Raw genomic sequence first — 26,410 nt, 5'->3', positions numbered from 1 at the left:
TCATATATAAAAGAAAGGATTTTTCACATGGGTTTCCTAAACGGTAAACGCATTCTAATTACAGGCGTCATATCGAATCGGTCTATTGCGTACGGCATTGCGCAAGCCTGTAAGCAGCAAGGGGCGGAACTCGCCTTTACTTACGTTGGCGATCGCTTCAAAGATCGTGTCACTGAATTTGCCGCCGCGCTGGGCACCGATATTGTCATTCCCTGCGACGTCGCCGACGACGAGCAAATAGAAAACACCTTTACCGAGCTGCAGACGCGCTGGGACGGCCTTGACGGACTGGTTCATTCGATTGGATTCGCCCCACGCGAAACGCTGAGTGGCGACCTGCTCGAAGGATTCTCGCGCGAAGGCTTCCGAATTGCGCACGATATTTCGGCCTACAGCTTTGGAGCCTTGGCCAAGGCAGCATTGCCGATGCTGAAAGGCCGTAAAAGCTCCGTGCTGACCCTTACCTATATGGGCGCAGAAAAAGTTGTCCCGCACTACAACACCATGGGTCTGGCTAAAGCGTCGCTCGAAGCCAGCGTACGCTACCTTGCATCGGCTCTCGGTCCACAGGGCATACGCGCCAATGCCATTTCTGCTGGCCCTATCAAGACGCTGGCAGCCAGCGGTATCAAAGACTTCTCTTCGATTTTCAAATATGTCGAAGCACACGCGCCGTTACGCCGCAATGTCACCATCGAAGACGTAGGCAACGTGGCAGCGTTTTTGATGTCGGATTTGGCTGGCGGCATTACTGGCGAAATCACCCATGTTGATGGCGGATTCTCGACTGTCATTCCTGGAATGGAATAAGCGCGCTAAATAATAAATAGGAAGTCATTCATGCAGGCCCGCCGCGTTGCAACGCGGCGGGCCTGCTTCGTTTATTGCGCTATTTCAGCCAGACGGGAAGACGGGTCAGGGAACACTACTATCGAAGCACCGGGTTCCCAAGGTGGGTACTTATCCATAATACGATCGAATAAACTTGATTCGGACCACTGCAATAACCAAGCCTGTAGATGCGGCCACGACTGGCGCGCAAACCACTCCAGGTCGGTATGGGCAAACTGGCGCACGAACGGTGCAATGGCCGCGTCGGCCAGGCCCATGCGGTCGCCAAACAAAAAACGATGCGTAGCCAAGCGGGATTCCAGTTGCTCCAGCCATCGCCCCGCTTCGGCGCGATGCTCTTGGCCGTCGACATTCTCATAGCGCTGGGGGTACTTGTAGCGATCAAGGTGAAACTTAAACTCATCATCACACTCGCCGATCAACTTCAGCATGCCGGTCAGATCGCCTTGAGCTGGACGCAGCCACGCCAACGGATCATTTCGTTCCAGAGCCCACAACATGATATCGAGGCTTTGATCGATGACACGGCCTGCCACATTTACCAACACTGGCACCGACGCCTTGGGCGATGCGTCCAGCAAGGCTTGGGGCTTGTTTCGCAACACCACCTCGCGCAACTCGCACACCTGACCGCTGACAACGATTGCCGAGCGCGCCCGCATGGCATAGGGGCACCTTCGGAATGAATAGAGTACGGGATATGTTTGAGTCGTCATTTCGCTTGCCGAAAATCGGCGCCACGCCAACTACACGGTTGTAGCGGCGCCTTTCTTCTTCAGCTGCTGTTGCCGATGCGATTCTGCTTCGGCATCGGCTTTTTCCTTGGCGGCTTTTTTTAGCTCTACGCGCACACCAATGTGTCGTTCAGCGCGTTGCTTGGCCAATTCAACCTGTTTTTGCCGTTCGGCGAACCGCGCTTTTTGTTCATCGGTGTGCGTATCGTGGCAATGCGGGCAACTGACGCCCTCGACGAAATGCTCGGAAAGCTTGTCGTCAGCGCTAAGGGGCAAACGGCAAGCCCGGCAGAATTCGTAATGGCCAGGTTCCAGCCCATGCATTACCGATACACGCTCGTCGAAGACAAAACACTCGCCGTCCCAACGGCTATCTTCCTGCGCGACGGTTTCCAGATACTTTAGGATGCCACCTTCCAAGTGATAAACCTCGTCGAAACCTAGCGTGCGCATGTAAGCGGTTGACTTTTCGCAGCGAATCCCGCCAGTGCAGAACATGGCCAGGCGGGGCTTGTTATGCAAAAGACCGCCTTCCCCAGATTGTTCTTTTACCCACTGCGGAAATTCGGTGAAGCTTGTCGTTTGCGGGTTAACAGCGCGTTTGAACGTGCCAATCGAAACTTCATAATCGTTGCGGGTATCGACCACTATTACATCGGGATCGTCGATCAGTGCGTTCCAGTCCTCGGGCTTCACGTAGGTGCCTGCCATGGTTTCGGCCTGGACATTAGGCACGCCCATGGTAACGATTTCCCGCTTGAGCTTTACCTTCATGCGGTAGAACGGCATTTTCTCGGACCAGGATTCCTTGTGGACAAGGGAAGCCAATCGACGATCGCTGCGCAAGTAATCCAGCACAGCGTTGATCCCGTCAGAAGGTCCGGCAATCGTACCGTTGATACCCTCTTCAGCCAAAAGCAGCGTTCCCTTCACCTGGTTGACTTCGCAGCATGCCAATAAAGGCGCCTGCAACGCCTTGAAGTCAGGTAGGTGAACAAATTTGTATAACGCCGCAACCAAAAAATTTGCCATAATCGTTAAAGAACATTCTAGAGATCAGAATGTTCTATTTTAACGCTTATCGAAAAGGCCCTGTCAGCTTGGAGATTTGACGTGCTTCTTGCCATAGCGTTCGTTACCGACTCCGCTCATGCTGATAATATTTTTGGCCGACGCCTGTTTTGCGCGCTCTTCGTTGATGAGCTGCTGGGTATCCGACTGCAATGGTCGGAACGGTGTTGGCGTACGTGGTTTAACTAGCATACTGGCCTCACAATCAAAACTATCGTTGGAAACGATTTTCGAACTGGGTCATCCCTAATGAAAGAAAGGGTCAAAAACCCAGGCTACCCCTTTAAGATACCCTGTTTTGATGAAAGTTTCGCGAAAATAAGGGTATATGCTAATTAGGATTTCAATCACCCTCCCCTAATGAAGGCAAGATTCATGCCACGCGCCGACCCCTATGCGTTAAGGCGAGTCTGCAGACGCGCATGTAAAGCGGACAATTCTGATGGCAGGCGCTGCTTTAGCTTCTCGAACAGCTCAGCGTGCAATGCGAGCTCTGTACGCCACGCGGCTTGATCGATTCCCGTGATGCTGCGGTATTTCTCCGCGTCGAAATCCAGGCCATCCCACGTGATATCCTCGTAGCGCGGCGTAATGCCGAACAAATTGTCTTCGCCTTTGGCTTCGCCCGCGATGCGCTCGATCATCCATTTCAGGACACGCATATTTTCGCCGAACCCCGGCCAGATAAACTGCCCATCGGTATCGGTCTGGAACCAGTTGACGCAAAACACAGAAGGCAACCTTGCGCCCGTAGCGCTTAGTTTGCTGCCCATGTCGAGCCAATGAGCGAAATAAGAGCTCATGTTGTAGCCACAGAACGGCAACATGGCAAACGGATCGCGTCGCACTACACCCTGCTCTCCGGCTGCCGCCGCCGTGGTTTCAGATCCCATGGTGGCGGCCATATATACCCCTTCGAGCCAACTGCGAGCTTCCGTTACCAACGGAACCGTGCTTGAACGGCGGCCGCCAAAAATGAAAGCGTCAATCGGCACACCCTGTGGGTTGTCCCATTCGGGGTCTATGACGGGATTCTGTACTGCAGCCACGGTAAACCGGGCATTAGGATGCGCCGCTTTGCGTCCGCAGCCCGGGGTCCAATCCTTACCTTGCCAATCGATGCAGTGTTCAGGTTCCTGGCCCATTCCTTCCCACCAGACATCGCCCTCGTCGGTGAGCGCGACGTTGGTGAAAATAACGTTTTCGCGTAACGAAGCCATGCAGTTGAAGTTCGTCTTCTCATTGGTGCCGGGGGCTACGCCGAAATAACCGGCTTCCGGGTTAATGGCATGCAGGCGACCATCTGTTCCGGGCTTGATCCAAGCGATATCATCGCCAACGGTCGTGACCTTCCAGCCCGACAAAGATTCTGGAGGAATCATCATCGAAAAATTGGTTTTCCCGCAAGCCGAAGGAAAGGCCGCCGCCAAGTGCAATTTTTTGCCTTCCGGTGTGGTGACGCCCAGAATAAGCATGTGTTCGGCCAACCAGCCTTGATCAAAGCCCATCGTCGAGGCGATTCGTAAGGCCAAACACTTCTTGCCGAGCAGGGCGTTGCCCCCATAACCCGAGCCGAAAGACCATATTTCGCGCTTTTCAGGAAAATGCACAATGTACTTGGTGTCGTTGCAAGGCCAGGCAACATCGGCGACGCCCGCCTCTAGCGGCTTGCCCACGGAATGCACGCAGGGCACAAACTCGCCATCCCGCCCCAATACGTCGTAAACCTTCTTGCCCATACGCGTCATGAGCCGCATATTGACCACCACATAAGGCGAATCAGAGAGCTCTACACCAATATGAGCGATCGGTGAGCCAAGAGGCCCCATCGAAAAAGGTATCACGTATAAAGTACGACCGCGCATGCAGCCCGCGAAAAGCCCATTCAGGGTTTCGCGCATTACCGCAGGGTCCGTCCAATTATTGGTCGGGCCTGCATCATCTTCCTTTTCAGAACAGATAAACGTGCGGTCTTCCACCCGAGCCACGTCGCTGGGGTCAGACCAGGCCAGATACGAGTTGGGCCGCTTAGACGGGTTAAGTCGACGCAAGGTGCCCGATTCCACCATCAGATTACACAGCCTGTCGTATTCTTCTTGCGAGCCGTCGCACCACTCGATGCGGTCCGGCTGAGTAAGCGCTGCAGTTTCTTTCACCCAGGCCAGCAGGCGCGGGTGCTGCACCCAGCTGGGAGCATTCAGGTCGGCTAATAGATTGTGGCTGAGTACAGCATTCATGGGAAGTCATCTCCGTTATGAGCCATATCGCACCTTAAATGGTAGAGGCGCAGTCTATGGGCAGCGGCTTAGGATCGAAAAGCTGGATCCATGCGCGAGTAAGCGTTGTCAATGGGGCATTCTAAAGCCTAAATTCGAAGACGTCTGCTAGTGCGTTAGGCCGGGGGCTTGCTATGTCGTCAGACAAGCAGACAGGTATAATCGCAGTGTCTCCCTCTTTTTTATTAGCCATGGTCAACCTTCATCGTCCTTCCGTTTCAGTACAACGACCGCAAAGCCTATCCGTACAGGTTGCCAAAAGTCTCTCCGAGCGCATTGCACGCGGCGAATTAAAGCCCGGCGACAAACTGCCCAGTGAACACGAAATGGTGGCGTCGTATGGCGTCAGTCGGACGGTCGTGCGCGAAGCCGTCTCGAGCCTTAAAAGCTCCGGATTGGTAACGTCCCGGCAGGGCGTTGGCGTGTTTGTGCTCCAACCATCTACAGCAATGCCTTTTCGCATCGACGCCGAAGACCTAGGCACCGTGAACGAAATCATCAATTTGCTCGAGTTGCGTATCAGCCTCGAGTCTGAAGCCGCAGCCCTTGCAGCGGTACGTCGCACCGATGTGCACCTCCGCAATTTACGTGTGACTCTTGACCTAATGGCGCGCGGTATCGAGGCGCAGGAAGATGCCGTCGACGCGGATTTCCGCTTTCACCAGGAAATTGCGCAAGCGACCGGCAACCGCTATTTTATGGAGCTCTTTACTTATTTAGGCATGATGGCAATTCCGCGCGCGCAGATCGGAATGTTTAAAACTGACCCGCAGTCTCAAACGGCTTACCTGAACAATGTGCATCACGAACACAAAGCCATCTATCAGGCTATCGTTGCTCAGGATGCAGAGGTTGCTCGCGCAGCAATGCGAATGCACTTAAGTAATAGCCGGGCCCGTTTACAGACAGCAAGCGAAATAGCAACAAGACCAAAAGACGAACGCTAACGTGTCATCGCCTACAATCCAGTTCACTACGTACTTGTCTGACAACTGACAAGTGTTTATGATAGAAGCGGAGACGAATTCCCACGCGGTCCAGCGTCGGCCCACCATCGCTAGTGCGATACGCCACGAGCAAACACGTAGTACGCGGATCGCTGCTCTGTCAACCTCACTGCTTATAAGGAAACATATGCCAATTGACGCCCAAGAACTAAAAAAAGTGATCGGTTCGGGTTTGCTGTCTTTTCCATTGACGGATTTTGACGCCCAGCAAAACTTCAACCAGCCTTCGTATCAGAATCGGCTCGAATGGCTAAAGTCCTATGAAGCTAGCGCCCTTTTCGCCGCCGGCGGCACCGGTGAGTTCTTTTCCCTGGCCAAGGACGAGTATGCCAACATCATCGGCGCCGCAGTCGACGTCTGCCGGGGCGAAATGCCGATAATTGCCGGCACAGGCTATGGAACTCGCATAGCCATCGAATACGCTATAGAGGCCGAACGCCAGGGTGCTGACGGCATCCTGATTCTTCCCCATTACCTGACCGAAGCCGATCAAGAAGGTCTCCGTCGTCACGTCGTGGCGATCTGTAAATCCGTTTCGATCGGCGTCATCGTGTATAACCGCGGCCTGTGCCGCCTAAGTGCCGAAACCGTTGCGAAGATTGCGGACGAATGCCCCAACTTGGTGGGATTCAAGGACGGTTTTGGCGATATTGAACTCATGATGTCGATCCGCTCGCGCTTGGGCGATCGCCTGGCCTACATCGGTGGACTTCCTACGGCAGAAGTGTTCGCTTCGGCTTGCAAGGCCATGGGCGTCTCCACGTACTCGTCGGCTGTCTTTAACTTTATTCCCCGTACTGCTGTCGAGTTTTATAACGCGTCGATCAATCACGACAGCGCCACGATGGACCATTTGCTGAAGACCTTCTTTTTTCCGTACCTCGACATTCGTAATAGCGGGCAGGGCTATGCGGTCAGCATCGTCAAGGCCGGGGCGACCATAGTCGGAAGATCAGCGGGTCCGGTACGCACGCCGCTGTGCGATCTAAGCCCGGCGCAATGTGAACAGCTTGCTGCCCTGGTCGAACAGCTTGGACCCCAATGACAAGGCGCGTAGTATTGTCATGCCTTGATAGGTTGATTGCTGGCGCGGCGTCTGCGTAACGCAGCAGTTGGTCGCTGGTAAACAAGATGGCGCGACTGATTTGAACCCGATGGGTGAATGATCAGACGCACTAAAGAACTACGTGACCGGTGTCACGTAGAAATAAACTAACCAAAGGAGTTGGATCGCTAGCAGGTTATGCAGGTAGACCGTCAGCACCGAGTGTCTCTTGCCGAACCCGGGAGCGCCCAAAAAAGGACGACATGAAGCTTATAAAAACCGCTATCGCTGCTTGCTGCATTGCTGCCTTTGCCGTTCCGGCATTTGCTCAATCCGGCGCCGCAAACTTTCCGAACAAACCCATTAAACTCGTTATTCCCTTCCCCGCTGGAGGAACCTCGGATGTGCTGGGCAGGCTGGTCGGCGACAAATTAGGCAAAGCGCTGGGCCAAACCGTTGTAGTCGAAAATCGCGCAGGCGCCGGCGGGAACATTGGTGCTGATTATGTCGTGCGATCGCAGCCTGACGGCTATACGCTTGTGTTGCTCGATCTGGGCAACCTTACAATCAGCCCTAGTGTTTATCCCGCACTTCCCTTTGATCCTATCAAGGATCTGGCCCCCGTCTCAATGCTGGCTTATTCACCGCACTTGCTCGTGACCACGAACTCGCTGCCCGTCAACACACAGGAAGAGTTCGCCGCCTATGCCAAGAAAAACAATGGCAAAGTGAACTTCGCAGCCGCGGCCGGCATAGGAAGCGCGACGCACTTGGCCGGGGTATTATTCGCTCAGAAAAGCGGAATTGAATGGAACTACATCCCTTATAAGGGTGGAGCTCAGGCGTTAACTGACCTCGTCGGCGGACAAGTCGACGCCACGATGAATGGCATGGTCGCCACGTATCCACACGTCAAAAGCGGCAAAATAAAGCTATTGGCTGTCACGAGCAGCAAGCGCCTGGCGCAACTGCCCGATGTTCCGACCGTAAGTGAAATGATCCCCGGTTTCTTGACGGGCAGCTGGCAGGGTATTCTTGCGCCAGCCGGCACGCCAAAGCCAGTGATTGAAAAGCTACATACCGAAATAAGCAAAATAATCCAATTACCGGAAGTGCAGGAAAAGTTGACGACATTAGGCGCCGAGCCGATCGAGATGACGCCGGACGAATTCGGTACCTGGATGAAAACTCAGGTTGACGACTGGGCCAAAGTCGTGAAGGCCGCTGGCATCAAGATCGAATAAGGCAACGTTATAAGTCCGGGGTCAGACCATAGACTCGCCGTTCATGGCGACCCTTATTAGCCTAGTTGGTAGTACGACTCTGCAATGATAAAGACCCGCGATGCTGACAAGCATGCGGGTCTTGCACGTCTACCCGTTAATCGTTAATTCCTCGCCTCACGCCCACATGTCCGCGCTTAGTGCCACGATCTCCCGACCTTCGTGCACCCCATGGAGCAAGAAATGCTGCAGAGGATTCGCCTGAGCGGCAGCCACGTCGGGGTTTTCCGTCAGGTAGGCCGCCGTGTCCATCCAGGCCGACGGGTTTCGGCCTTCGGTCCAGCCCCAGGCTTGGAAGTGCTGGTAGCCGCTGACCAGCACGCCGCCGTTCACCGCCGCAGCGACGTCGGCGTTTGTCGCCAAGTATCCTTGTTCATCGAACAGGGCATTGGGATTGCGCCCTTCTGCGGCGCCCCACTGCGTGTAATGGTCGAAGCCGCTGGCCAGCCAGCTCGTCAGGACGGCGGCCTGGACGTCAGGGTTCTGCGCTAAGTACGAGGCTTCGTCGAAGAGGTCGGGCCCCAGATTCACCGGAGTGCGCGCCAGCACCACTTGGTCGGTGAAATGCAGCAGCTCAACGTTGTGCAGGACGTCCACACCGCCATCGGACAGCGTCTTGCTGCGCACGGATAGCACGTCGTCATGGCGTTCGATCCCGTAGTTACTCCGGTCGCCGATCAAGCGCACGACGTCCAGCCCGGCGCCGCCGTCCACGTGGTTGTTGCCGCGCCCGGCCATGAGGATGTTGGCCGCGCCGTTGCCGATCAAGGTGTCGTTGCCATCACCCGACACCAGATGCCGGAAGCCGCTGGTATCTCCCAGCGTGATTTCCGTGGCACCTATCCAGGATAGGCCGTTGGCCAGGTCGAAGCGCACGCTGCTTGTGATGGCCGCCGCGTTCAGGGTGGTGCCGTTAGCCGCATCCAGCATGACACGTTCGGATTGGGTATCCGAGAAGCGGGCAAATTCATCCGTGAAAATCTGGGTGCCGCCCCCCACGTTGCCGGCCGTGTAAGCCAGTATGGACCAGTCGTTCAGGCGGAGAGTGCCGGAGTCCGCGGTGTTGCCGATCTCCAGCGTCCATTCCCCACCCAGATCCGACCCCCAGTTCAGTACGGTATTGAAGGTGTAGTGCAGCGTGGTGTTGTCATCATCATCATCACCATCATCACCATGATCATCATCATCTGAATTGAACGGGGTCTTCATCAGCTGGCTAACCATGCCATTGGGCGAGATTAGTTTGATGACGATGCCGTCCAGGGAGTCCGCCTCGATGTCGACCGTCACCGTCATTTGCTCTACGCGGTAGTCCGGCGCGAAGCTGGCGGTCGCCGTGGCCTGCTGGCCCGCGCCCACCGTGAGGGAGTGCTGCGCGACCCGCCCCTGTTCCAGCACCAGATTCGAGACCGTGCCCAGCTTCATCCAGCTTTCCGCTAGTCTTACAGCCGCGAGGGCGTCGATGTGGCCATAGCCGAAATCGTGACTGGCCAGTAGCGCGCCGCCGTTCCAGTCGCGCGCGCCATTGAAGGCATGGTCGTATTCGCGGTTCAAGAAGGTCGCGCGCTTGGCGGAGTAGGCAAGGATCTCCTGCACATCGCGGTAACCCAGGCCTGCGTTGGCTTCCAGCATGAGGGCCACGACGCCGGCGGCCACCGGGGTGGCGGCCGAGGTACCGTTAAAGCCATGTGTGTAGTTGCCAGCTTCGCCAGGCGCCCGGTTGTATCCGTCGGTGCTCTGGCGATCCGTGGTCACCATGGAATTGTAGGGATCCAGCTCGTTGCCGAGCCCCGATCCGGGTGCGCTGATAAGGATGGACGCGCCCTCGGTAGAATAGGAGGCGATGCCGCCATTCTGATGACTGGCCGCGACGATGATGCCCCAAGGCGAGTTGTCGGTCGGGTCGTAGTTGGTGTTCATTCCCGTCGTACGGTCGTTTCCTCCGGCGAACAGCGCCACGATGCCCAGCCCGTCCCGCCCAGCTTCGGCCATGTGGCGGCCTACGGCATGGTACTTAGACAGAGTTTCCTGATCCAATAGGGGCCCCGGCCCCCAGCTGTTCGAGGAAATGTCGATACCGTCGGCCACCTTCTTTTCAGCCGCCTGCTGGAATTCAGAAAGAACTTTATGAGCGTCGGTGGCATGCAGATCCATGCGGTACATCGTGAATTCGGAACCCCAGGCAACCCCTACTCCCCCGATGCCGTTTCCCGTCGTCGCGGCGATCAGGCCCGATACGGCCACCCCGTGCGCGTCGCTAGGATTACGCACCGTGGCGCCAGGCTCGTTCAGCGAAACATCCCAGGCTAGATCCGAGCGGTAGTTCGCCAGAAGATCGGGGTGGGTATTGTCCATGCCGTCGTCCAGCACGCCGACCAGTACCTCCCGACCAGTGTAATCACGCCAGACCGGTATCACGTTGATGTCGTAGCCGGCCACGCTGCCCGGGGTATTGCCTAGATTGAGCAGATGCCACTGTATCGGGAACAGCGGGTCCGAGGGAATATAAACACTGGTTTTTTTCATTGCTGATTTATGTGAGGTATGGCCTGGAAACGCGAGAATGGTAACTAGATATATCGTAATTTACCAGAACAAACATAGATCAGAATCAGACTCCACCAGTCACTCGCGGTAGAAAGCGCAGAGTGACAGAGCTTTCGCGCAGCCCCCGCCCTCCAAAAATGCTAGGCATCGACGAGCGCTTTTTAGCCGTAAGCAGGGCTACGCCATGACGCTGGTGGACGTGAAGAATCACAAAGCGTTCAATATCGTGTTGGGGCGCTCCCAGCCCAGCCTGCGCCGGTATTTGAGCCAATTGTCGGGATGAGGCGGTTCTCGAATCCAACGGCACCACAGAAGGCTTCCACGCGAAGATGGAAATGATCTCGCGACGGGCGTATGGCGTTAGATACTTTGACAATTACCGCATGAGGGCCTTGGCCCTGTGCGGCTGGAACGGTGTGATTAACCGTTTTTGATGAGTGCCCATCCCTCGTTAAAGTGGAAGAGCCTATTAATTTTATTGAATTTCTTGGCGGACAGAGGGGGATTCGAACTCCCTCTGTAGCCTTATTCTATGCGGGTTACGTGACTTACCGTGGCGCAATCGTGTCATTCTTGGTTTTTGATCGTCAGCCAAGGCAACCCCAATCAGCCCCACCCCTCGCTTATTATTGATGCCGATAAGCTCGCTAAGCGGCGTGCATGACCCGGCATAGAAGCTGGCAATTAGAGTGAAAGATAAATGCATGATTACCGAATCATCCACGTTCGGCCAGGATGTGGCAATGGCTCGTGCCAGGGGAATTTTAATTGCCTGCGGGCGATCCTCCTTCTTTGTGAATATGAAGTCAAGCTTAGCGACGGGGCTTGGGGCGGTATGACTATCGCCTCATTTAAAGCTCCGCATCCCCTCCCAGACCATTTTGAAAAGCAGATTCTCTCGTTCTGCGTGCCGGGCAATACTAGTACTGACTATCTCGTAAAATGCAGCTGATTAGGACGGCCCTTCCATTTCATTACTAAGCCCGCAGCAAAACCGACCACGCACATCGACCATGAGCCCAATTTCAGCGATCTACGAAAATGAAGAGGTCGAATGACCCTTGAAGGTAACTACGCCAGAACAATTTTTCCAGTTGCCTGAGTCCGATCGTATCGGGAGTGAGCAGATCATTCGCGACATGATTAGCGGGAAGAGTTCGAAGCATTAAGGCGTATAAAATTGCCATAAACGCGATTCGCGAATCCGGCGCGCGACGACGGTTCAGCGGCTCAATGAGTGTCGCTAGATCTAGAGGAGGATGCCAAACATGGCCGAGTTCTTTTTAACCGATGAGGAAATATGCATTCTGACCGGCATATCAACCGGTCGCGACGGCAGGCGTCGCGAAGAGTTGCAATGCGAACACCTACGCAAGCAAGGCATCGCATTCTACATAAATGCTCGAGGTAAGCCGGTAGTCGTCCGCGAATCACTGTTGCCCTACAAGGCTACGCCAGCAACTAAGCCATCATGGCAACCAAAGGTATTGGAACCGGAGAGCCTGCAGCGGGCCCGTCGCACCCCGCCTCGCTAAGGTTGTGCGATGCTGAGCTAAGGAGTTTAGCTACATTTAGATATCTGCTTCAATCGGAATTGAGCGCGCAACGCGATCGCATCCCTTGCTTTATGCGGGGAGGTAACAAACGATGAAACCTGAAAAACTGGTGTACCGCATACACGAAGCGATGGAAACCCTTGGGGTATCTCGTACGACCATATACCGGCTGGTGAAGCGCGGAGAATTACGTCTAATTAAAATCGGCAGCACTACATCTAGCGGGATAACGGCCGCATCCATCAAGGCCATGATGGAGCGGTCAAGCGCGCCAGACCCATGAGCGTAGAAGATCGCTACAAGTGGATCGACACCGACGCCCTTCAACGCTCGTTGGGCGCCACGGCAGTGAACTCGAAATTAGAGGTGCAGCAATGATATCGCCCATAACTTCCCCCATCCTTTCGGATGAAGAAATCAGAATCATATGCGACCCGCTTCAGCAGCCCATCGCACAGATTCGATTCCTGCGCTCGCTTGGACTTCTAGTAAATCGCAAGCCAAATGGCCGTGCCCTTGTGGCCAGATCGGAGTTTGAACGGGTGCTTGGTGCGCAACGCTTCGCTCCCGATGACAGTGCACGCATCGGCCCAAATCTCGAAGCCATCCGCGAACGCTGGGCCAATAAGAAACGCCCAGCGCATACTATTAATGGTAAGAGCCTTCAAAAGGAGTAGGATTTGGGCCTCATGTTGACACCCGCTGACCTGGAAGAATTGACAGGCTATCGTCGTCCAGATCTGCAACGGCGCATGCTCGATGTGCACGGCATCCCATACAAGGCAATCGGACACCGCACTATTGTAATAAGTGCCCATGTGGTTGCCTGGGTTGAGGGCCGGCCGATAGGCCGCTTTTTGGAGCCGGACCTCTCGAAGGTTAGGTAGCCTGCGGGTAATGGACACCCATGCCTCGCATCTGCCGGCTGGACACTTTCCGTAGAATGAACCTTTTTCGGAGGTCGTATGATGTCCGTTCTAGAGGTGGTAAAGCATCTAGGGGTGTCGCGGCGAACGGTTTACGGCCTCGCCGCGCCATCCGGCCCGATCCCATGCTATCAGATAGGCCGCAGAGTTCTGTTCTCAGACGGAGACATAAAGGAATATCTCGAGAAGTGTAGATATACCAAAACGACAATCTACCTTCGTGCGCCCTCATACTCCGCGGTGCCATTGAAACGCAAGGCCTGAGATTTATTAGGCTACTTCCGCAAGCTTGGGGTCAATCCAAAAATGACACCTGGCGTCAACGCACCGAAGCGCGGGTCGAAGCGCACCGACATCCCAAAAAAATAGCCGCGCTAAGCGGCCATGGAAGTCCATCTAATTTTTAGGTGGGTACGAACTTCTCATTACAGTTTGCATTCCCCTATCTAGGCAGTCTCGATATTTCAATTCGACCTCCGCGCCGCTCAATGAATCGATTTGATACCCAAGTTTGATTGCGTCGATAGTTTCGGCCGACAAGTCGCTGCGAACCCTCTTAATAAGAACGTCCACTGGGATACCTTTTGCTTTCTCCTCCTGCGCGACCGAGGTCATTTGCACCATCTGGAAGCAATTTCTTGCTGACTGCACCATCGTAAGAAGCTGGAGGGTCGCTACCGTCCGGGCGGTGTCTTCCGAGTACATTACTTGAGAGGTCGCCACGCTAGGGAATGGCATCACCAATAAGGCTGCGGTTATCTTGATTATGAGTTTTCTCAACATTCCCAACTCCTATTACGATTCGTAATCAAGTTAACTAACCAGGCGTTTTGCATTCACTCGGCAAAACAGCCTACACCACGTTCATTAGGATCAATAGCCGCCGACTCCATGACCCGCGAATCAGAAAAGCCTAAGCGGACGCACTCATTTGACAGGCCTCACTCAAAAAATAGCCCCGCCGAAGCAGGGCTGCTGCCCAGATTACTCGCCAATAGCTATTCTTTGCGTGCCGTGACTTAAATCGGCTTTTTCGCGGAAGTGATCTCGTCCATTGGTCGCTCATAGGCAATTTCTGTCAAGCGGACATAAGCGCGATCAAACCAATATTGACTAGCTCTCACGTCTTGCTTATACACTGCGATAGGGTTCCCATCCTTGAAATTCGCCCCAACTATGGAGATCGTATTTTGGATTCCCTTTAAAGTCCTCACGCAGCGCGCTAGGTCAGCAGCCGACGCTTGTGATGCTTTGGATATTTCTCCCAAGCTCCAGCTCATAGCGACCTGGATCACTTTGGACACAGCATCATTGAGAGAAGCCAACGTTTCTGGGCGTCCCGCTCTGATGCCCGGGACGGAGTTCTCGGCGCCTTTTAGCGCACTGCTCACGGCCGTCATTTCTCCATTAATAATCATTACATAGAGCCGGGCGATTTCCTGCTCTTTTTTTCGCTCCGCCTCACGCCACCGAACCTCTTGCGCAGAAATCCTCAGCGTTGCGATGATAGCTCCAGCTGTAGCTATAGCGGCTGCTGCCTGCCAAAGCGTTCCCCATGAAAACTTACTGTTTTCTGGAAAAAAAGCAGTAAGGACGATGATGACCGCGAGCAAGAGAAGCGCAGCGATCATCCAGCCTGTACCCCAGGCGTCGTTTTTCTCCATCACTCATCCCCGTATCTTTTTGACACCGGATCATAGCAGGCAATAAAAAGGCGGCTCCGAAGTATCGCCCTCGCTGTGTTTTCGAACAGAAGGGTAAACGCCCAATGGCAGTTTCGCTTTGTTGCTGTATGTTTCGACGTCACTATTTATAAAGAAACCTATGGACACCCTGCAGCATCAGAGCCTTCAAAGCCACGCGACACAACCCCAAAATATTCCCGTAGAAACCGTACATGTCATCCACATGGCATGCCCTATAACTCCAGCCTCCATTCAGCAGCTGCATAACTGCACACTACTTGCACTGCAAGAAGGGGCGCAGCGCCTGGAGCTGCGCATTTCAAGCCTGGGCGGATGCCTTGCATCTGGCTTCGCTGCGTACGGATTGCTTCGCTCTCTGCCTGTCCCCGTTCGGACCCACAATAACGGCAACGTGGAGTCCGCCGCCGTTGTGATTTATTTAGCCGGCTCAGAGCGGACGGCGGCCACACATAGCCGCTTCGTCATCCACCCGCTTAATTGGGGCACTGGAAATGGCAGCGTCGACCATAATCGTATCGTCGAGTGGGCCGACAGCTTGAACTTTGATCGCGACCGGTACCGCACCATTTTCGATGAGGCAACGGATGGCGCGCAGATTCCCATTGATATTTTGAAGCACCTCAACCAAGAGGCGATCATTATTGGTCCCGCCGACGCCGAATCCGCCGGAATAACCACCAGGACAGTTGCCGCAGATACTCATAAGCTTCCCTTTCATAACGTAAGGCATTTATGGATTTCGGGGTTTTAGTCCAGCTGAGCTTTACTTGCAGTTTCGCCCGCCTGCGCATTCAGCCAAGCGTTATCCAACAATTCGAGCAAGGCCCCTCACACCAAGCGCGAGATCCGGCGTCAGCACGAAATCATCCTGGCTGCGGAACAGCTTCGGGAGACGATAGATCGAGCGTGGAAGGAAGAAAGCGGTAGCCAATTAGCAGGGCTGCATTCACTTCGCGCCCTGCTTCAGCCAGAGCTAGGCAAATTCGGGAAGGGGTAAGATAGCCATTCAAGGAGGCGGCTATGTGCGGACGAATACGGCAGGCTGGCGATGGCGAGCAATACGGGGAGACGCTGAACTGGAATCCCCGGTCTATCTTCGATGATCCGAAGGCGCCTAAATATAACGTGCGCCTGGTACCAGGCCACTGAAATTGCACCGGCTAGGCGATGGATCGGAGCAGGCGCAACGAATGTTTTGGGGATACAAGCCACCCTGGTACAAACGAGGCCCGGCGAGCAATGCGCGGCTCGATACCGTACTCAAAAGCTCGCCTTTCTGGAAACCGCTATTGACCAGGCGCATTCTCGTTCCCGCCGAGGGCTGGTACGAGTGGACCGGTGAGAAAGGAGCAAAGCAGCCTTGGTTCATCCAAGCGAAAGATGGTGCGCCAATTCTTATGGCCGGGATCGCAGGTTGGTATCCAGATGCAGAGATGGACGCGGCACGAGGGTTCGCGATCGTGACCGAAGATGCTGCGGGCGGAATGGTGGATATTCATGATCGGCGGCCAATATCGCTCGCCCCGGATGATGCGTTGGCCTGGGTCGATCCTGAGACGCCAGTAGAGGACGCGCTGGAGCTGCTGTCGACTTCCCGGCCTGGGTCGGCGTTCGTCTGGCATCAGGTGACGCCAGCGATGGGGAATAGTCGGTATCAATTGGCGGATGCTAGCGAGCCGATTTGACGTAAGCGGAAATCCCACAAGAGGACTTCGCCAAGTCGTGACAATATGCTTGAGCCAACTTAGTTGCCGGACTCGGCACCATGAGATGGCTAAAACACGCGACCGATCTTATCCGATTTTTCTATTGGGCATTCCGCTTATGGGAAGCTATACGTTAAGCGCAGCGTTGGCGGGTTGATTACGGTCTTCACGCATAACGCTGGTTGATGTAATTCAAGCTCACGAACATCGGATCAAACGATCCTTCTTTGGAGTCATGCAGCATCAGAAACCCTCTCCAATGCTTATTGCCCTGCGGCCCGAGATAGTCCTCGTTGTGTTCATAGCTGCTGCCAGCGATGATACTGGTGATCATGCTCCTATTCGCCTTAAATCCCGTAGCGATCTGCAGGCCCTGCTGATGCCCTGCGATACAGCTTTGATGCTTCTTATTAAGCTGCGCCTGCGCCGACGATGCCGGACGCCCCATTACGCCAGTCTGGAAGTAATGCGCGAAGGCGATACCGGCGATTTCCACCACCTCTAGGAACGGGTATACCTTCCAGCCGTAGCCCTCATAGCCTAAATCGTCTACAGACAAAACGCCGTCCAGCTTTGAGTCGTCATTCACAGCCCGATTGATTTTGTCCTCATGGTTGCCAAGGGTTAGTATCTTGATCGATCATAAAACTTTAAATAGATCACGGGCAGCGGTTAAGCTCAGTCCTCCCCGTCCTCGCTATCTTGGGTATCACCAATAACATCGTCAAGAAGCTCCGCCGCTTCGTCTTCAGTCAGCGGGCGGCCCGTTCGGATTGACGAGCGCAGCCAGTCATCACCGGCATGGTTCTTTACCGTAATCGACTTTGCCCCCCTCAGCGACTGAGCTGGCATGATTCCATATCCGCCGGTCTCGAGTTCCGGAAACAATATTCCCAAGTCTTCCATTTCTTGCTGTAAGCGCGCGACAAAGGACGCCTTAATCACCTTGCGAGCCGACACTAGCTCGAGCGTTTTCTTACTTATCCTCGCCCTTTTTTCTGCAGACCTCTGAAAGATTGCGGCAATTATCAATGCGGTTTGATCGGCTGGTCGATTTTTCTTCATAGCTGTTCCTTGGCGGCAGTTTAGGTAAAGCTATATTAATCCCTATACAACATTGTGTCAATCCCAATTTAGGATTATTTATCAACTGACATCTTATCTAATCGCTGAGGCTCTTTTGGCCCACTCCACCACCTCCATCACCACGCTATACCCCGATCAATGCCGCCCTACGATCTCGCAAGCGCCTATGCCTATCAGTAGACCGATGAATCCGTAGATCATTCGCTATCCTTCGTTTCTATAGCGCCGTGCTCTGCGACATACTGCCACGCGACCATTCGATCATCCGAGTAAGCGTCCAGATCTTCGTCGCAGTCGTCGTCGTGAAATGGGGTGCTGTCAGCCATCATTCATGGGCCGGCAGTAACCAGCTCCATCGATAGCGCCGCCGATACCTTCAATGCTCGCGTCGCCAATCATCAGTAGTCCCATGTATCAGTGATAGACCAAGGGCGAACATCATCAATGCTTGCGGCGGTATCCAAAGCCTTACTCCGGATGCCCGACCGTATCCGTAGGGGATAGCGTGCCGCCAACCGGAACAAGGTGGAATTTGCCGGCCACTTGCGCGAAGCCGTCGCCGGCATTCCTCGCCTCTGGAATGAATTCACATTCGACAGGAGGGGGTTTACTCGCATTCAGTGTCAGGACCAAGCGTGTAACATTCTGTGGCAGGCCAAGCACAGGGATCAAACTGTTGGCCAGCTCATTAGCTGGATTCATAGCTTTACTCATAAAGGCATCCTTAAATGACACGAAGAGAAGCGGTAGAGACATTCGCAGTTATCGACCCAAATGGCACGAGACTCCAAGCCAGGCGAGTCACCGTCTACGAGACGGGCCGGTTGATAGGCGGCGGTGAAATGCCCACGAGTACCAGCACAGAGCTGGCGAACGGCATGACCCTGACGGCAACGATCGAGGATGATAAGTTTCTAGACCTGAACACCGGAACCACCTATAAGCGAGGCTAGCGACCTAAAAAGTAAGCCCGCCAGTCTTGCGAGAGGCGGGCGACGGTAAAAATTGAAAGTCCTAAGTAGTAGTGCGGCAATAAACAATCCGATTAACACCGCGCAACTACAAGGCAACGAAGCCGTGAATAACGAAGTAACAACGCACATATTCCCCGTTCCACCAAAAGCACCTCTCATTCACCGACTGATACGAATGATCCAGAGAATTCGCTTCATGGAGTCGACGGGCTTAGCCCTATCGCTATGGGCGGCATTCGGCCAAACTGCTTGGGGTCTTCTGCTGCAGAAGTGCGGGCACTATTGGTTGTGTTGGTTCGCTGAAGCCTGTGTGTGGATATAGTCCACTTGCGTTTCACTACGCCAGGAAGCAGAGAAATATCGTCAGTCTATAAACAGGCGTCGCACCGGCAGCGAATATTTAAACCTGGGTCCGCGGGAATTCGTCCTTTAACCCCATGTAAAAGTAAGCGCTGTGGAGCTTCATTGCGTCGCCGAACCATTTCAGGAGATAGGCCGACGTCTGGACCGACCATTCGGCACAGCCATGCCCGAGGAGCTTATGTGGATAGAACGAGTTCCCTTCGCCGGTAAGCTTATTTTCGGCAATCTTGGACTGAAGATGATCTCTTACTCTTTTGATATCCTTTTCGCCCCCGTCGTCGTCCCCTCTGATCGTAAGCGGCCGGTAGTGCATTAAAAGATTACGCAGGTCCAGAAGACGCTTTACGTCCGCCCATTGGGTTTGCCTCGTAAAATTAGCGAACTGATGCCTTTCATGGTCGCCGCCGCATATGCGGATGACCGTTTTGTACTTCTCTATCGCGGACTGTCGCTCCAGATTATCCGGTCCGGTCCAAAGCAGACTCAAATCCTTTTTAGAATCTGACGACACGGGCTCATCCGAGTTGCTATAGCCATCTATAGCATCGCAACAAATCTCATTAATCGCTGCCTCAATCGCAGCCGCGCTCATAATTACAGCGGTTACAACGAATTGCTTATGCTCATCGAACCGGAATCGGTCCTTCTCGATGACCTCAATCGCGTACGCGCCCCGTGCCGCACGCGCTGCGGAGTCCGAATAAGTCGCTGAAAAATAGGTGCGCGACGAATGCGTCATCGAAACTTCGATGCCAGCGCTCAATGCACCTTCCAATTCGATATGCGCTATAACTAACCCCTTATATTCTTGGAGTTAAGCATTATGGCGGTATCGACGATGAACGGCACGCAAAATGAAACCCGCTCAATTTCTTGGCGGGTTTCTGTAGGCGCAATTACCAACGTGACTAATTAAGACGCATTGTTGCACTGTTTTTTCATACAGTCAATTTTTCATTGAATAAACCCACCAAGTCGCAATGTTTCTTCGGCTATTGCTAGAGCAATCACCTCCACCCCTTTAGGTAGCGCTGGTATCTTTTTCCCGGCAAGCACCTCTTCAGGCACTGCATCTGCGCGCAACAGCCAGTTAAGGGCGGTGCGCTTGTAATTCGTGCACGAGCCGAGCGACAGCCCCAGGTCTGTACCAATATCGGTTAACGCGACCTTGCGTTGCCCGTACTCTCGCAACAAGATCTCTGTCACGTACCGAACGTACAGCACGTCCAATCCTGTCAGGGCTCGGTACAGCATCATAAAGGTCATGTAAATCTTCTATTTGGATATCAACGCTCATTCCGTCGCCTCCCCGTTTTCAATACGCTTGTATGCCTTGACGGCTGTTTCCAATCGGCGCTTGGCGTTGTAGGTCGCGCGTTGGGCACGCGCAAGGACGGTGTACTCGCTGACGGTGGCCTCGCACATCTCATCCCATTCCGGGGTGTGTTTCGTCACGAAGTCGATGTCGTTACTCCGCTTGAAGCGGAGGTAAGCTAGTTCCACAATCGCTCGGGGCTCAGCTTCGGCCGCTTTAGCGTCATGCCATTCGATAGTCTTCTGCGCGATGGCCAGCATGGCGTTGAGTGTTTGACAGGCCGGCCGGTAAGTGCGACGCGCCTTCCTTTGGCCGGCAATGACGCGACATTTGATCCGGAGCCGCCGACCGACACAAGAACATGGATAGGGAGCGGCCACGCATGAGGATTCCCTACATCGTCATCACTATCGGCCTGGTGCTCATTACCGGGTGGTTGGTTTCGCGCAAGCGAGAACTTAAAGCATCCACTCATCAACGATATCGCAGGATAGTTGATAACTTGCTGATCCCTAAGTTCGGCAAGACCATGCTCGCCTCATGGAAACGCAAGGACGTGAAGGAATGGCTCGCGGGTTTCAATTGCACCAATAAGCGGCTGACAAATGTTCAAAACGTTATCCGCAAAGCGCTTGCAGACGCGGTGGATAGTGAGCTCATCGACGACAATTTTATAGTGGGCTGGAGCTACAAGATAAAGGAGGCACCCAGGCTAGAGAACGATATTGACCCATTCTCGCGGGAAGAACAGATAGCCATCCTAGCCAAATGCAGCCCTTCTATGGCAAACCAAGTGCAATTTTCATTTTGGACCGGTCTTCGGACGAGCGAGCTGGTAGCGCTTGACTGGGCTGATATAGATTTTGTGCGATCCAAAATCATGGTGCGCAAAGCAATGACCAGTGCAGCGAAAGGCAAGATCGAGGACACCAAGACTGCGTCGGGAAAGCGCGAGGTAAAAATACTTGCCCCCGCGATGCGAGCCCTTAAAGCGCAGAAGCCACATACGTTCCTGGCTGGTGATCCTGTCTTCAGGAATCCGAACACTGGCGAACGCTGGACCGGGGATCAGCAGATACGGGAGGCATGGGTGCGTGCACTAAAGCTTGCCGGTGTTCGATACAGATATCCATACCAGACTCGGCACACCTATGCGTCCATGCTACTGTCGGCTGGCGAACACCCAATGTGGGTTGCCAAGCAAATGGGGCACGCTGATTGGACGATGATTTCCAGAATTTATGGACGTTGGATGCCGTCTGCAGATACCGATGCTGGCGGCAAGGCTGAAGCGCTATTTGGTGTTGCCGAACCGGCAGCCAGCAAGGTCAGCTGATCGTGTCATTAAACGTGTCATTGTGGAGCCAAAACAGGCCCAAAACACCCCAATTTAATGACATGCCGACTTTTCAAGCCTTTGATTTCATTGATATTCTTGGCGGACAGAGGGGGATTCGAACCCCCGATACGCTATAAACGTATACACGCTTTCCAGGCGTGCGCCTTCAACCGCTCGGCCACCTGTCCTACTCTTCGACTTCTTACCAAAGCGAAGTCCGCTATTCTAACAGAAAGACAAGCATTTGGTTTTTAACGCTCAACCGAAGGTCGTTTTCTTTGGCGTGGCTACGCATCAGGCGATATTTCGATAGTTGAGCATACGCTCACAATAGCGAGCGATCGTATCGACTTCCAAATTTACACGGCAGCCCGACCTAAGATCTTTCAGCGTCGTCATCTTGACCGTGTGAGGGATCAGGTTGATGCTGATTTCACAACCATCAACAGAATCGTCCACCCGGTTCACGGTAAGGCTGACACCATTGACAGTAACCGAACCCTTGTACGCCAGATATCTGGCAAGGCTTGCCGGTACCTTGATGCGCAGCTCCCACGATTCGCCTGCGGGCTCAAACCGACTTACCTCGCCCAGCCCATCGACGTGGCCCGATACCAGGTGACCATCCAACGAATCGCCCATTCGTAGGGCATGTTCAAGGTTGACTTCTCCTACCGCATCCAGCCCGGCGGTGCAGTCCAGGCTTTCGCGCGAGACGTCGACACTGAAACGATCCGGGCCAAGCTGGACCACCGTCATGCAAGCGCCTTGTATGGCAATGGAATCACCAAGCTTGGTCGTCGGGCGCAGGAAATCCTCAACATGAATTTCAAGACGCACGCCGGAATCGGCCTGCCCCGCGTTGAATGGGCTGACACCTGCAATTTTTCCGATAGCGGCAACGATGCCTGTAAACATTTTTTGGTATCTCTTAATAGGGTTGGCCGTGAACAAACATAATGCGCTTCATGCCTGCCTGGGTTGCACCGCTCGCAATAGCGCCCGCCAGCGTTCCGTATGACGCGCACGTACGCGCAAGTCGGGCGTGACGGCCTGTGTTTCAACAAACTCAAATCGCTGAGCTAAGCCCAGCTGGTCCAGCGCCGGCATGGAAATCATGCCCATACCCTCGCCCAATAATAGCGGCGCAATATACAGCAATAATTCGTCAACAAGCCCGGCTTGCAGCATAGCTCCGCTAAGCCGGGATCCGGCTTCGACATGGACCTCATTGACATCGTGATCGCTCATCCATCGCATGACGAATCCCAAATCCACATGCTGCCCTGAAGCCGGCGCCTCGACAACCAGCACATTGCGGCTCGCGAGTCGGGCCGCCTTGGCTGAATCGTAGGCGCAAGTAAACACCCAGGTCCTCGTCCCGTCGAAAATTCGGGCATCTTCAGCGACTTCGAACCGCGTGTCGACCAGAGCCTTGATGGGCGGACGAGACGTATCGACATGCCGCACGCTCAGCAGAGGGTCGTCGGCCTTCACTGTACCCGAGCCCGTCAGCACCACACAACTGCGAGCACGCCAGTGATGGCCATCGGCACGCGCCGCCGGGCCGGTAATCCATTTCGACTGACCATTGTTCAGTGCAGTACGTCCATCAAGCGAGGCCGCGAGCTTCAGCCACACCCAGGGCGTCTTGCGCGTCATGCGTGCGACAAAGCCCGGGTTCATGGCCAGGGCCTCGTCTGCGCAGACCATGGCTTCGACCAATATGCCAGCCGCACGGAGCTTCGCGACGCCTTGGCCACCCACTAAAGGATTAGGGTCGTACATGGCGACCACGACACGAGCGGGGCGGGCCGCAATCAAGGCGTCGACACACGGAGGTGTGCGACCAAAATGACTGCACGGTTCGAGTGTCACATAGATCGTGGAGCCGGTGACATCGACATGGCGCTCGGCCGCCTGACGCAAGGCCATCACTTCAGCATGGGGACCGCCTGCGATCTGCGTGGCGCCCGAGGCGAGCAATTGACCGTTACGCACGATAAGGCAGGCTACGCGCGGATTGGGTGCGGTGATATACATCACGCTTTCAGCCAGCGTCAAAGCCTGACGCATCCAGCCTTCGTCGTCAGTCGCCGTACTGATCTTCACGGTTTCAGAGGCACCTGGATTTCGTCAATAGCCTTGACGAATTCACCTATGTCTTCAAAGCTTTTATAAACCGAAGCGAACCGCACATAAGCTACCTGATCGAGTTTCCTGAGTTCGCTCATGACCAGTTCTCCCAGGTAGCCAGTGCCGATCTCCCGCAAACCACTGACCAGCAAGCGTTCTTGGATCCGTGCCACCGCCGCATCGACGTCTTCAGTGCTGACGGGCCGCTTGCGCAAGGCAAGATTCAGGCTGCCGCGCATCTTGTTGACGTCGAATTCGACCCGAGTGCCATTTCGTTTCACTACGGTAGGCATGACGAGCTCGACCCGTTCGTATGTAGTAAAGCGCCGTTCACAGCCCGCGCAGCGGCGACGACGACGTATGGTGTCGCCCTCTTCCGAAACGCGAGAATCAATAACCTGAGTATCGAAGCTGCTGCAGAACGGGCATTTCATGGCTGGCAGGCCCCAGGCGACCCCGGGGCTGTCCCTGTATTAACGGTAAACCGGCAAACGTGCCGTCAATTCGTTGACACGCTTGCGAACATCGGCAATTGCGTCGTCATTGCGAGGGTTGTCGAGCACATCGGCGATCAGGTGCCCGGTGAGTTCGGCCTCGGCTTCTTTGAAGCCGCGAGTGGTCATGGCGGGGGTGCCAAGACGAATACCGCTAGTCACGAACGGCTTTTCAGGATCATTTGGAATCGCGTTCTTGTTGACCGTGATGTGGGCCTGGCCCAGCGCTGCCTCGGCTTCCTTGCCGGTAATGCCTTTGGACCGTAGGTCGACCAGCATCAAGTGGCTTTCTGTCCGGCCCGAAACAATGCGCAAACCGCGCTCGACCAGGGTACGAGCCAGCACGTCGGCGTTTTTGACGACTTGCGCAGCATAGGTCTTGAATTCAGGTGACAGTGCTTCTTTGAACGCTACCGCCTTGCCAGCGATAACGTGCATGAGAGGCCCGCCTTGAATGCCGGGGAAAATTGCCGAGTTCACGATTTTTTCAAATTCGGCTTTCATCATGATAACGCCGCCGCGAGGGCCGCGCAGGGACTTGTGCGTGGTCGACGTAACGAAGTCAGCATATGGCACAGGGTTCGGGTAGGCATCGCCGGCGACCAGACCCGCGTAGTGGGCAATGTCCACCATGAACAAGGCGCCGTTATCGTGCGCAATGCGGCCCATACGTTCAAAGTCGATACGAAGCGAGTAAGCGGAGGCGCCACCGACAACCAGTTTTGGCTTGTGCTGCTTGGCAAGGCTTTCAAGCTGGTCATAGTCGATTTCTTCGTTGGCATCCAAACCATACGAAATGAAGTTATACAGCTTGCCCGATGCGTTGACCGGCGAACCATGTGTAAGGTGTCCGCCTTCAGCGAGGCTCATGCCCAGAACCGTATCGCCCGGTTTGAGCACCGCCATATATACGCCCTGATTAGCCTGCGAGCCGGAGTTAGGCTGTACGTTAGCTGCCTCGGCGCCGAAAATTTCCTTCAGGCGGTCAATAGCCAACTGTTCGACGATGTCGACGTATTCGCAACCACCGTAATAACGCTTACCTGGATAGCCTTCGGCATACTTGTTAGTGAGCTGGGTACCCTGAGCCTGCATGACGGCGGGACTGGTGTAATTTTCAGAGGCAATCAGTTCGATGTGCTGTTCCTGGCGGACATTTTCTTTCTGAACGGCAGCCCAAACTTCGGCATCGACTTGATCAAGGGTACGTGAACAATCAAACATTAGCTATCCTGGTGTGTGATTTGGCAATGGGGACAAACGCTCCTATTCTAACGCGAATACGCGTTTTCCATGGAGAATAGACGGGGGCCGCACTGCCCGCGGCCAAGCCCCGATGGCCAGTGCGTCAGGATTGCTTCACAAGCCGCGGATTAAGGGTGTAAGTTCCGGTTATAGAGGCCTGCGCAAGAATATGGCCTTGCATGGCGTTGATGACATCGGCAGAAGTAAATTTTCCTTCGAACGGCAACTCGGCGATATCCAGGGCATACACGGTAAAAATATAGCGGTGCGGGATGGCATCATTCCAGGGCGGGCATGGTCCGTCGTACCCAAAGTAGTCACCATTCATGTCGTGGTCCGCAGCAAACCAGTTAGTGAAGTCGTTCACGCCTTGCCGGGTGCCATCGAGCGCAAGTGGCCCTGCTTTGCCGCGCGGCGTAATTCCATTGGAATAAGCGCCTTCGGCGATCTCTGTCGTGGTGGCCGGGATATCGATAAGCGACCAGTGATAGAAATCGACACGTGGAAGATCAGCGGGCACCTCGCGGTCTTGCTGATTGACGTCGTCGGGCTTGCTTGGCACGTCGGGGTCATGGCAGATGACCACAAACGACTGCGTGGCGTCCGGCGCATCTGACCAGGCCAGATGCGGGTTGGCATTGCCGGCCAGTGCGATATGGTTATGCCCATCGGGCTTGCCGAAAGCATTGCGTTCGGGAATGACCCCGTTGTCCGTAAACGACTGACTGGTAAGCTTCATAACTCACTCC

32 protein-coding genes, 1 tRNA gene and 1 pseudogene are annotated in these 26,410 nt (G+C 54.6%); 15 read left to right on the top strand and 19 right to left on the bottom strand.

Going from position 1 to position 26,410, the window contains the following annotated elements; translation table 11 throughout:
* The first annotated feature begins 27 nt into the window (after positions 1-27).
* Positions 28-810 (top strand): enoyl-ACP reductase FabI, encoded by a 783-nt coding sequence (fabI, locus tag EKL30_RS17090; RefSeq protein ID WP_126708454.1) that lies wholly within the window; start codon positions 28-30, stop codon positions 808-810.
* 71 nt (positions 811-881) lie between these two features.
* Here fabI and EKL30_RS17085 read toward each other — a convergent pair whose 3' ends face one another.
* The 4 genes from EKL30_RS17085 to EKL30_RS17075 form a co-directional block, all read right to left on the bottom strand.
* Complete coding sequence (locus EKL30_RS17085; protein WP_126708453.1) at positions 882-1,568, bottom strand: glutathione S-transferase; 687 nt, start codon at positions 1,566-1,568, stop codon at positions 882-884.
* A 30-nt stretch (positions 1,569-1,598) separates the two neighbouring features.
* The gene (locus EKL30_RS17080) at positions 1,599-2,618 is read right to left on the bottom strand and encodes a rhodanese-related sulfurtransferase (protein ID WP_126708452.1); all 1,020 of its coding nucleotides are present in this window, start codon (positions 2,616-2,618) and stop codon (positions 1,599-1,601) included.
* A 63-nt stretch (positions 2,619-2,681) separates the two neighbouring features.
* Positions 2,682-2,849 carry a hypothetical protein gene (locus tag EKL30_RS18875; protein ID WP_158618436.1) on the bottom strand — a complete coding sequence of 56 codons (168 nt, stop codon included), beginning with the start codon at positions 2,847-2,849 and terminating at the stop codon, positions 2,682-2,684.
* 200 nt (positions 2,850-3,049) lie between these two features.
* Positions 3,050-4,894 carry a phosphoenolpyruvate carboxykinase (GTP) gene (locus tag EKL30_RS17075; protein WP_126708451.1) on the bottom strand — a complete coding sequence of 615 codons (1,845 nt, stop codon included), beginning with the start codon at positions 4,892-4,894 and terminating at the stop codon, positions 3,050-3,052.
* 206 nt (positions 4,895-5,100) lie between these two features.
* Between EKL30_RS17075 and EKL30_RS17070 the strand changes: the two genes are divergently transcribed.
* The 3 genes from EKL30_RS17070 to EKL30_RS17060 all read left to right on the top strand — a co-directional run bounded on the left by EKL30_RS17070 (position 5,101) and on the right by EKL30_RS17060 (position 8,229).
* Positions 5,101-5,880 carry a FadR/GntR family transcriptional regulator gene (locus EKL30_RS17070; protein ID WP_233583226.1) on the top strand — a complete coding sequence of 260 codons (780 nt, stop codon included), beginning with the start codon at positions 5,101-5,103 and terminating at the stop codon, positions 5,878-5,880.
* 187 nt (positions 5,881-6,067) lie between these two features.
* Positions 6,068-6,985 carry a 5-dehydro-4-deoxyglucarate dehydratase gene (gene kdgD / locus EKL30_RS17065; protein ID WP_199748600.1) on the top strand — a complete coding sequence of 306 codons (918 nt, stop codon included), beginning with the start codon at positions 6,068-6,070 and terminating at the stop codon, positions 6,983-6,985.
* Positions 6,986-7,248: 263 nt separating this feature from the next.
* The gene (locus tag EKL30_RS17060) at positions 7,249-8,229 is read left to right on the top strand and encodes a tripartite tricarboxylate transporter substrate binding protein (protein WP_126708450.1); all 981 of its coding nucleotides are present in this window, start codon (positions 7,249-7,251) and stop codon (positions 8,227-8,229) included.
* A gap of 156 nt (positions 8,230-8,385) precedes the next feature.
* Here the strand turns inward: EKL30_RS17060 and EKL30_RS17055 are convergent, their stop codons facing one another.
* A complete protein-coding gene (locus tag EKL30_RS17055; protein ID WP_126708449.1) occupies positions 8,386-10,794 on the bottom strand; it encodes a S8 family serine peptidase in 2,409 nt (802 codons plus the stop codon).
* Between the two features lie 329 nt (positions 10,795-11,123).
* Here EKL30_RS17055 and EKL30_RS17050 point away from each other — a divergent pair.
* From EKL30_RS17050 to EKL30_RS19505, 6 genes and pseudogenes are all read left to right on the top strand, one after another.
* A pseudogene (locus EKL30_RS17050) lies at positions 11,124-11,249 on the top strand (transposase); the annotation flags it as partial.
* Between the two features lie 825 nt (positions 11,250-12,074).
* On the top strand, positions 12,075-12,350 hold the full coding sequence (locus EKL30_RS19515) for a DUF4224 domain-containing protein (RefSeq protein WP_126708448.1): 276 nt from the start codon (positions 12,075-12,077) through the stop codon (positions 12,348-12,350).
* A gap of 112 nt (positions 12,351-12,462) precedes the next feature.
* Complete coding sequence (locus EKL30_RS17040; RefSeq protein WP_126708447.1) at positions 12,463-12,654, top strand: AlpA family transcriptional regulator; 192 nt, start codon at positions 12,463-12,465, stop codon at positions 12,652-12,654.
* 91 nt (positions 12,655-12,745) lie between these two features.
* The gene (locus EKL30_RS19510; protein WP_126708446.1) at positions 12,746-13,048 is read left to right on the top strand and encodes a DUF4224 domain-containing protein; all 303 of its coding nucleotides are present in this window, start codon (positions 12,746-12,748) and stop codon (positions 13,046-13,048) included.
* 12 nt (positions 13,049-13,060) lie between these two features.
* Positions 13,061-13,258, top strand: coding sequence for a DUF4224 domain-containing protein (locus EKL30_RS17030; RefSeq protein WP_126708445.1), 198 nt, complete (start codon positions 13,061-13,063; stop codon positions 13,256-13,258).
* Positions 13,259-13,336: 78 nt separating this feature from the next.
* The gene (locus EKL30_RS19505; RefSeq protein WP_126708444.1) at positions 13,337-13,561 is read left to right on the top strand and encodes a helix-turn-helix domain-containing protein; all 225 of its coding nucleotides are present in this window, start codon (positions 13,337-13,339) and stop codon (positions 13,559-13,561) included.
* 132 nt (positions 13,562-13,693) lie between these two features.
* On the opposite strand, the gene EKL30_RS17020 is transcribed toward EKL30_RS19505, so the two are convergent.
* Both EKL30_RS17020 and EKL30_RS17015 read right to left on the bottom strand, forming a co-directional pair.
* Positions 13,694-14,080 carry a hypothetical protein gene (locus EKL30_RS17020; RefSeq protein WP_126708443.1) on the bottom strand — a complete coding sequence of 129 codons (387 nt, stop codon included), beginning with the start codon at positions 14,078-14,080 and terminating at the stop codon, positions 13,694-13,696.
* Positions 14,081-14,316: 236 nt separating this feature from the next.
* On the bottom strand, positions 14,317-14,961 hold the full coding sequence (locus EKL30_RS17015) for a hypothetical protein (RefSeq protein WP_126708442.1): 645 nt from the start codon (positions 14,959-14,961) through the stop codon (positions 14,317-14,319).
* A 160-nt stretch (positions 14,962-15,121) separates the two neighbouring features.
* Here EKL30_RS17015 and EKL30_RS17010 point away from each other — a divergent pair, with 160 nt between their 5' ends.
* From EKL30_RS17010 to EKL30_RS17005, 3 genes are all read left to right on the top strand, one after another.
* Positions 15,122-15,754 carry an ATP-dependent Clp protease proteolytic subunit gene (locus tag EKL30_RS17010; RefSeq protein WP_126708441.1) on the top strand — a complete coding sequence of 211 codons (633 nt, stop codon included), beginning with the start codon at positions 15,122-15,124 and terminating at the stop codon, positions 15,752-15,754.
* Between the two features lie 269 nt (positions 15,755-16,023).
* A complete protein-coding gene (locus EKL30_RS19345) occupies positions 16,024-16,152 on the top strand; it encodes a hypothetical protein (protein ID WP_255414713.1) in 129 nt (42 codons plus the stop codon).
* A 41-nt stretch (positions 16,153-16,193) separates the two neighbouring features.
* The gene (locus EKL30_RS17005; RefSeq protein WP_233583224.1) at positions 16,194-16,688 is read left to right on the top strand and encodes an SOS response-associated peptidase; all 495 of its coding nucleotides are present in this window, start codon (positions 16,194-16,196) and stop codon (positions 16,686-16,688) included.
* Positions 16,689-16,875: 187 nt separating this feature from the next.
* Here EKL30_RS17005 and EKL30_RS17000 read toward each other — a convergent pair whose 3' ends face one another.
* The 3 genes from EKL30_RS17000 to EKL30_RS16990 all read right to left on the bottom strand — a co-directional run bounded on the left by EKL30_RS17000 (position 16,876) and on the right by EKL30_RS16990 (position 18,509).
* Positions 16,876-17,298, bottom strand: coding sequence for a hypothetical protein (locus EKL30_RS17000; protein ID WP_126708440.1), 423 nt, complete (start codon positions 17,296-17,298; stop codon positions 16,876-16,878).
* Positions 17,299-17,387: 89 nt separating this feature from the next.
* Positions 17,388-17,774, bottom strand: a complete 387-nt coding sequence (locus EKL30_RS16995; protein WP_126708439.1) for a hypothetical protein — start codon at positions 17,772-17,774, stop codon at positions 17,388-17,390.
* 489 nt (positions 17,775-18,263) lie between these two features.
* Entirely contained in the window at positions 18,264-18,509 is a 246-nt protein-coding gene (locus EKL30_RS16990) for a hypothetical protein (RefSeq protein WP_126708438.1), read from the bottom strand.
* A 14-nt stretch (positions 18,510-18,523) separates the two neighbouring features.
* Here EKL30_RS16990 and EKL30_RS16985 point away from each other — a divergent pair, with 14 nt between their 5' ends.
* Positions 18,524-18,748, top strand: coding sequence for a hypothetical protein (locus EKL30_RS16985; RefSeq protein WP_126708437.1), 225 nt, complete (start codon positions 18,524-18,526; stop codon positions 18,746-18,748).
* Positions 18,749-19,169: 421 nt separating this feature from the next.
* On the opposite strand, the gene EKL30_RS16980 is transcribed toward EKL30_RS16985, so the two are convergent.
* From EKL30_RS16980 to EKL30_RS16970, 3 genes are all read right to left on the bottom strand, one after another.
* A complete protein-coding gene (locus EKL30_RS16980) occupies positions 19,170-19,895 on the bottom strand; it encodes a hypothetical protein (RefSeq protein WP_126708436.1) in 726 nt (241 codons plus the stop codon).
* A gap of 191 nt (positions 19,896-20,086) precedes the next feature.
* Positions 20,087-20,398, bottom strand: coding sequence for a hypothetical protein (locus EKL30_RS16975; RefSeq protein ID WP_126708435.1), 312 nt, complete (start codon positions 20,396-20,398; stop codon positions 20,087-20,089).
* A gap of 27 nt (positions 20,399-20,425) precedes the next feature.
* The gene (locus tag EKL30_RS16970; protein WP_126708434.1) at positions 20,426-20,707 is read right to left on the bottom strand and encodes a hypothetical protein; all 282 of its coding nucleotides are present in this window, start codon (positions 20,705-20,707) and stop codon (positions 20,426-20,428) included.
* Positions 20,708-20,829: 122 nt separating this feature from the next.
* On the opposite strand from EKL30_RS16970, the gene EKL30_RS16965 reads away from it, so the two are divergent.
* The gene (locus tag EKL30_RS16965; protein ID WP_199748599.1) at positions 20,830-21,783 is read left to right on the top strand and encodes a site-specific integrase; all 954 of its coding nucleotides are present in this window, start codon (positions 20,830-20,832) and stop codon (positions 21,781-21,783) included.
* Positions 21,784-21,883: 100 nt separating this feature from the next.
* Here the strand turns inward: EKL30_RS16965 and EKL30_RS16960 are convergent.
* The 6 genes from EKL30_RS16960 to EKL30_RS16935 form a co-directional block, all read right to left on the bottom strand.
* Positions 21,884-21,974 (bottom strand) — tRNA-Ser (locus EKL30_RS16960).
* A 106-nt stretch (positions 21,975-22,080) separates the two neighbouring features.
* Positions 22,081-22,704: a riboflavin synthase gene (locus EKL30_RS16955; RefSeq protein ID WP_126708432.1), complete on the bottom strand. Its 624-nt coding sequence runs from the start codon at positions 22,702-22,704 to the stop codon at positions 22,081-22,083.
* Positions 22,705-22,752: 48 nt separating this feature from the next.
* Complete coding sequence (ribD, locus tag EKL30_RS16950; RefSeq protein ID WP_199748598.1) at positions 22,753-23,898, bottom strand: bifunctional diaminohydroxyphosphoribosylaminopyrimidine deaminase/5-amino-6-(5-phosphoribosylamino)uracil reductase RibD; 1,146 nt, start codon at positions 23,896-23,898, stop codon at positions 22,753-22,755.
* A complete protein-coding gene (nrdR, locus tag EKL30_RS16945; protein WP_126708431.1) occupies positions 23,895-24,356 on the bottom strand; it encodes a transcriptional regulator NrdR in 462 nt (153 codons plus the stop codon). The genes ribD and nrdR overlap by 4 nt, the downstream gene beginning before the upstream one ends.
* A 39-nt stretch (positions 24,357-24,395) precedes the next feature.
* Complete coding sequence (gene glyA, locus EKL30_RS16940; RefSeq protein WP_126708430.1) at positions 24,396-25,640, bottom strand: serine hydroxymethyltransferase; 1,245 nt, start codon at positions 25,638-25,640, stop codon at positions 24,396-24,398.
* A gap of 124 nt (positions 25,641-25,764) precedes the next feature.
* Positions 25,765-26,400, bottom strand: a complete 636-nt coding sequence (locus EKL30_RS16935; RefSeq protein ID WP_126708429.1) for a YbhB/YbcL family Raf kinase inhibitor-like protein — start codon at positions 26,398-26,400, stop codon at positions 25,765-25,767.
* Between the last annotated feature and the right edge of the window lie 10 nt (positions 26,401-26,410).

This window comes from Candidimonas sp. SYP-B2681 (genome assembly GCF_003971065.1).
In the GTDB taxonomy this organism is placed as follows: Bacteria; Pseudomonadota; Gammaproteobacteria; order Burkholderiales; family Burkholderiaceae_B; genus Pollutimonas.
Note: the sequence above shows the minus strand (reverse complement) of the source record. Positions and strands in the feature narration are given on the sequence as shown.

Bases quoted from the DNA above. Each gene is read 5' to 3' on its own strand.
- EKL30_RS16975 (WP_126708435.1), bottom strand. From the start codon at position 20,398: ATGACCTTTATGATGCTGTACCGAGCCCTGACAGGATTGGACGTGCTG.
- EKL30_RS19510 (WP_126708446.1), top strand. From the start codon at position 12,746: ATGATATCGCCCATAACTTCCCCCATCCTTTCGGATGAAGAAATCAGA.
- EKL30_RS18875 (WP_158618436.1), bottom strand. From the start codon at position 2,849: ATGCTAGTTAAACCACGTACGCCAACACCGTTCCGACCATTGCAGTCG.
- EKL30_RS17005 (WP_233583224.1), top strand. From the start codon at position 16,194: ATGTTTTGGGGATACAAGCCACCCTGGTACAAACGAGGCCCGGCGAGC.
- EKL30_RS16995 (WP_126708439.1), bottom strand. From the start codon at position 17,774: ATGAAGAAAAATCGACCAGCCGATCAAACCGCATTGATAATTGCCGCA.
- EKL30_RS17060 (WP_126708450.1), top strand. From the start codon at position 7,249: ATGAAGCTTATAAAAACCGCTATCGCTGCTTGCTGCATTGCTGCCTTT.
- EKL30_RS17085 (WP_126708453.1), bottom strand. From the start codon at position 1,568: ATGACGACTCAAACATATCCCGTACTCTATTCATTCCGAAGGTGCCCC.
- EKL30_RS17040 (WP_126708447.1), top strand. From the start codon at position 12,463: ATGAAACCTGAAAAACTGGTGTACCGCATACACGAAGCGATGGAAACC.
- EKL30_RS17055 (WP_126708449.1), bottom strand. From the start codon at position 10,794: ATGAAAAAAACCAGTGTTTATATTCCCTCGGACCCGCTGTTCCCGATA.
- EKL30_RS16955 (WP_126708432.1), bottom strand. From the start codon at position 22,704: ATGTTTACAGGCATCGTTGCCGCTATCGGAAAAATTGCAGGTGTCAGC.
- EKL30_RS17015 (WP_126708442.1), bottom strand. From the start codon at position 14,961: ATGGAGAAAAACGACGCCTGGGGTACAGGCTGGATGATCGCTGCGCTT.
- EKL30_RS16985 (WP_126708437.1), top strand. From the start codon at position 18,524: ATGACACGAAGAGAAGCGGTAGAGACATTCGCAGTTATCGACCCAAAT.
- EKL30_RS17075 (WP_126708451.1), bottom strand. From the start codon at position 4,894: ATGAATGCTGTACTCAGCCACAATCTATTAGCCGACCTGAATGCTCCC.
- EKL30_RS16970 (WP_126708434.1), bottom strand. From the start codon at position 20,707: ATGCTGGCCATCGCGCAGAAGACTATCGAATGGCATGACGCTAAAGCG.
- EKL30_RS16935 (WP_126708429.1), bottom strand. From the start codon at position 26,400: ATGAAGCTTACCAGTCAGTCGTTTACGGACAACGGGGTCATTCCCGAA.
- kdgD (WP_199748600.1), top strand. From the start codon at position 6,068: ATGCCAATTGACGCCCAAGAACTAAAAAAAGTGATCGGTTCGGGTTTG.
- EKL30_RS19345 (WP_255414713.1), top strand. From the start codon at position 16,024: ATGTGCGGACGAATACGGCAGGCTGGCGATGGCGAGCAATACGGGGAG.
- EKL30_RS16965 (WP_199748599.1), top strand. From the start codon at position 20,830: ATGAGGATTCCCTACATCGTCATCACTATCGGCCTGGTGCTCATTACC.
- nrdR (WP_126708431.1), bottom strand. From the start codon at position 24,356: ATGAAATGCCCGTTCTGCAGCAGCTTCGATACTCAGGTTATTGATTCT.
- EKL30_RS17010 (WP_126708441.1), top strand. From the start codon at position 15,122: ATGGACACCCTGCAGCATCAGAGCCTTCAAAGCCACGCGACACAACCC.
- EKL30_RS17020 (WP_126708443.1), bottom strand. From the start codon at position 14,080: ATGTTGAGAAAACTCATAATCAAGATAACCGCAGCCTTATTGGTGATG.
- EKL30_RS19505 (WP_126708444.1), top strand. From the start codon at position 13,337: ATGATGTCCGTTCTAGAGGTGGTAAAGCATCTAGGGGTGTCGCGGCGA.
- EKL30_RS19515 (WP_126708448.1), top strand. From the start codon at position 12,075: ATGCCAAACATGGCCGAGTTCTTTTTAACCGATGAGGAAATATGCATT.
- fabI (WP_126708454.1), top strand. From the start codon at position 28: ATGGGTTTCCTAAACGGTAAACGCATTCTAATTACAGGCGTCATATCG.
- EKL30_RS17080 (WP_126708452.1), bottom strand. From the start codon at position 2,618: ATGGCAAATTTTTTGGTTGCGGCGTTATACAAATTTGTTCACCTACCT.
- EKL30_RS17030 (WP_126708445.1), top strand. From the start codon at position 13,061: ATGTTGACACCCGCTGACCTGGAAGAATTGACAGGCTATCGTCGTCCA.
- EKL30_RS16990 (WP_126708438.1), bottom strand. From the start codon at position 18,509: ATGAGTAAAGCTATGAATCCAGCTAATGAGCTGGCCAACAGTTTGATC.
- glyA (WP_126708430.1), bottom strand. From the start codon at position 25,640: ATGTTTGATTGTTCACGTACCCTTGATCAAGTCGATGCCGAAGTTTGG.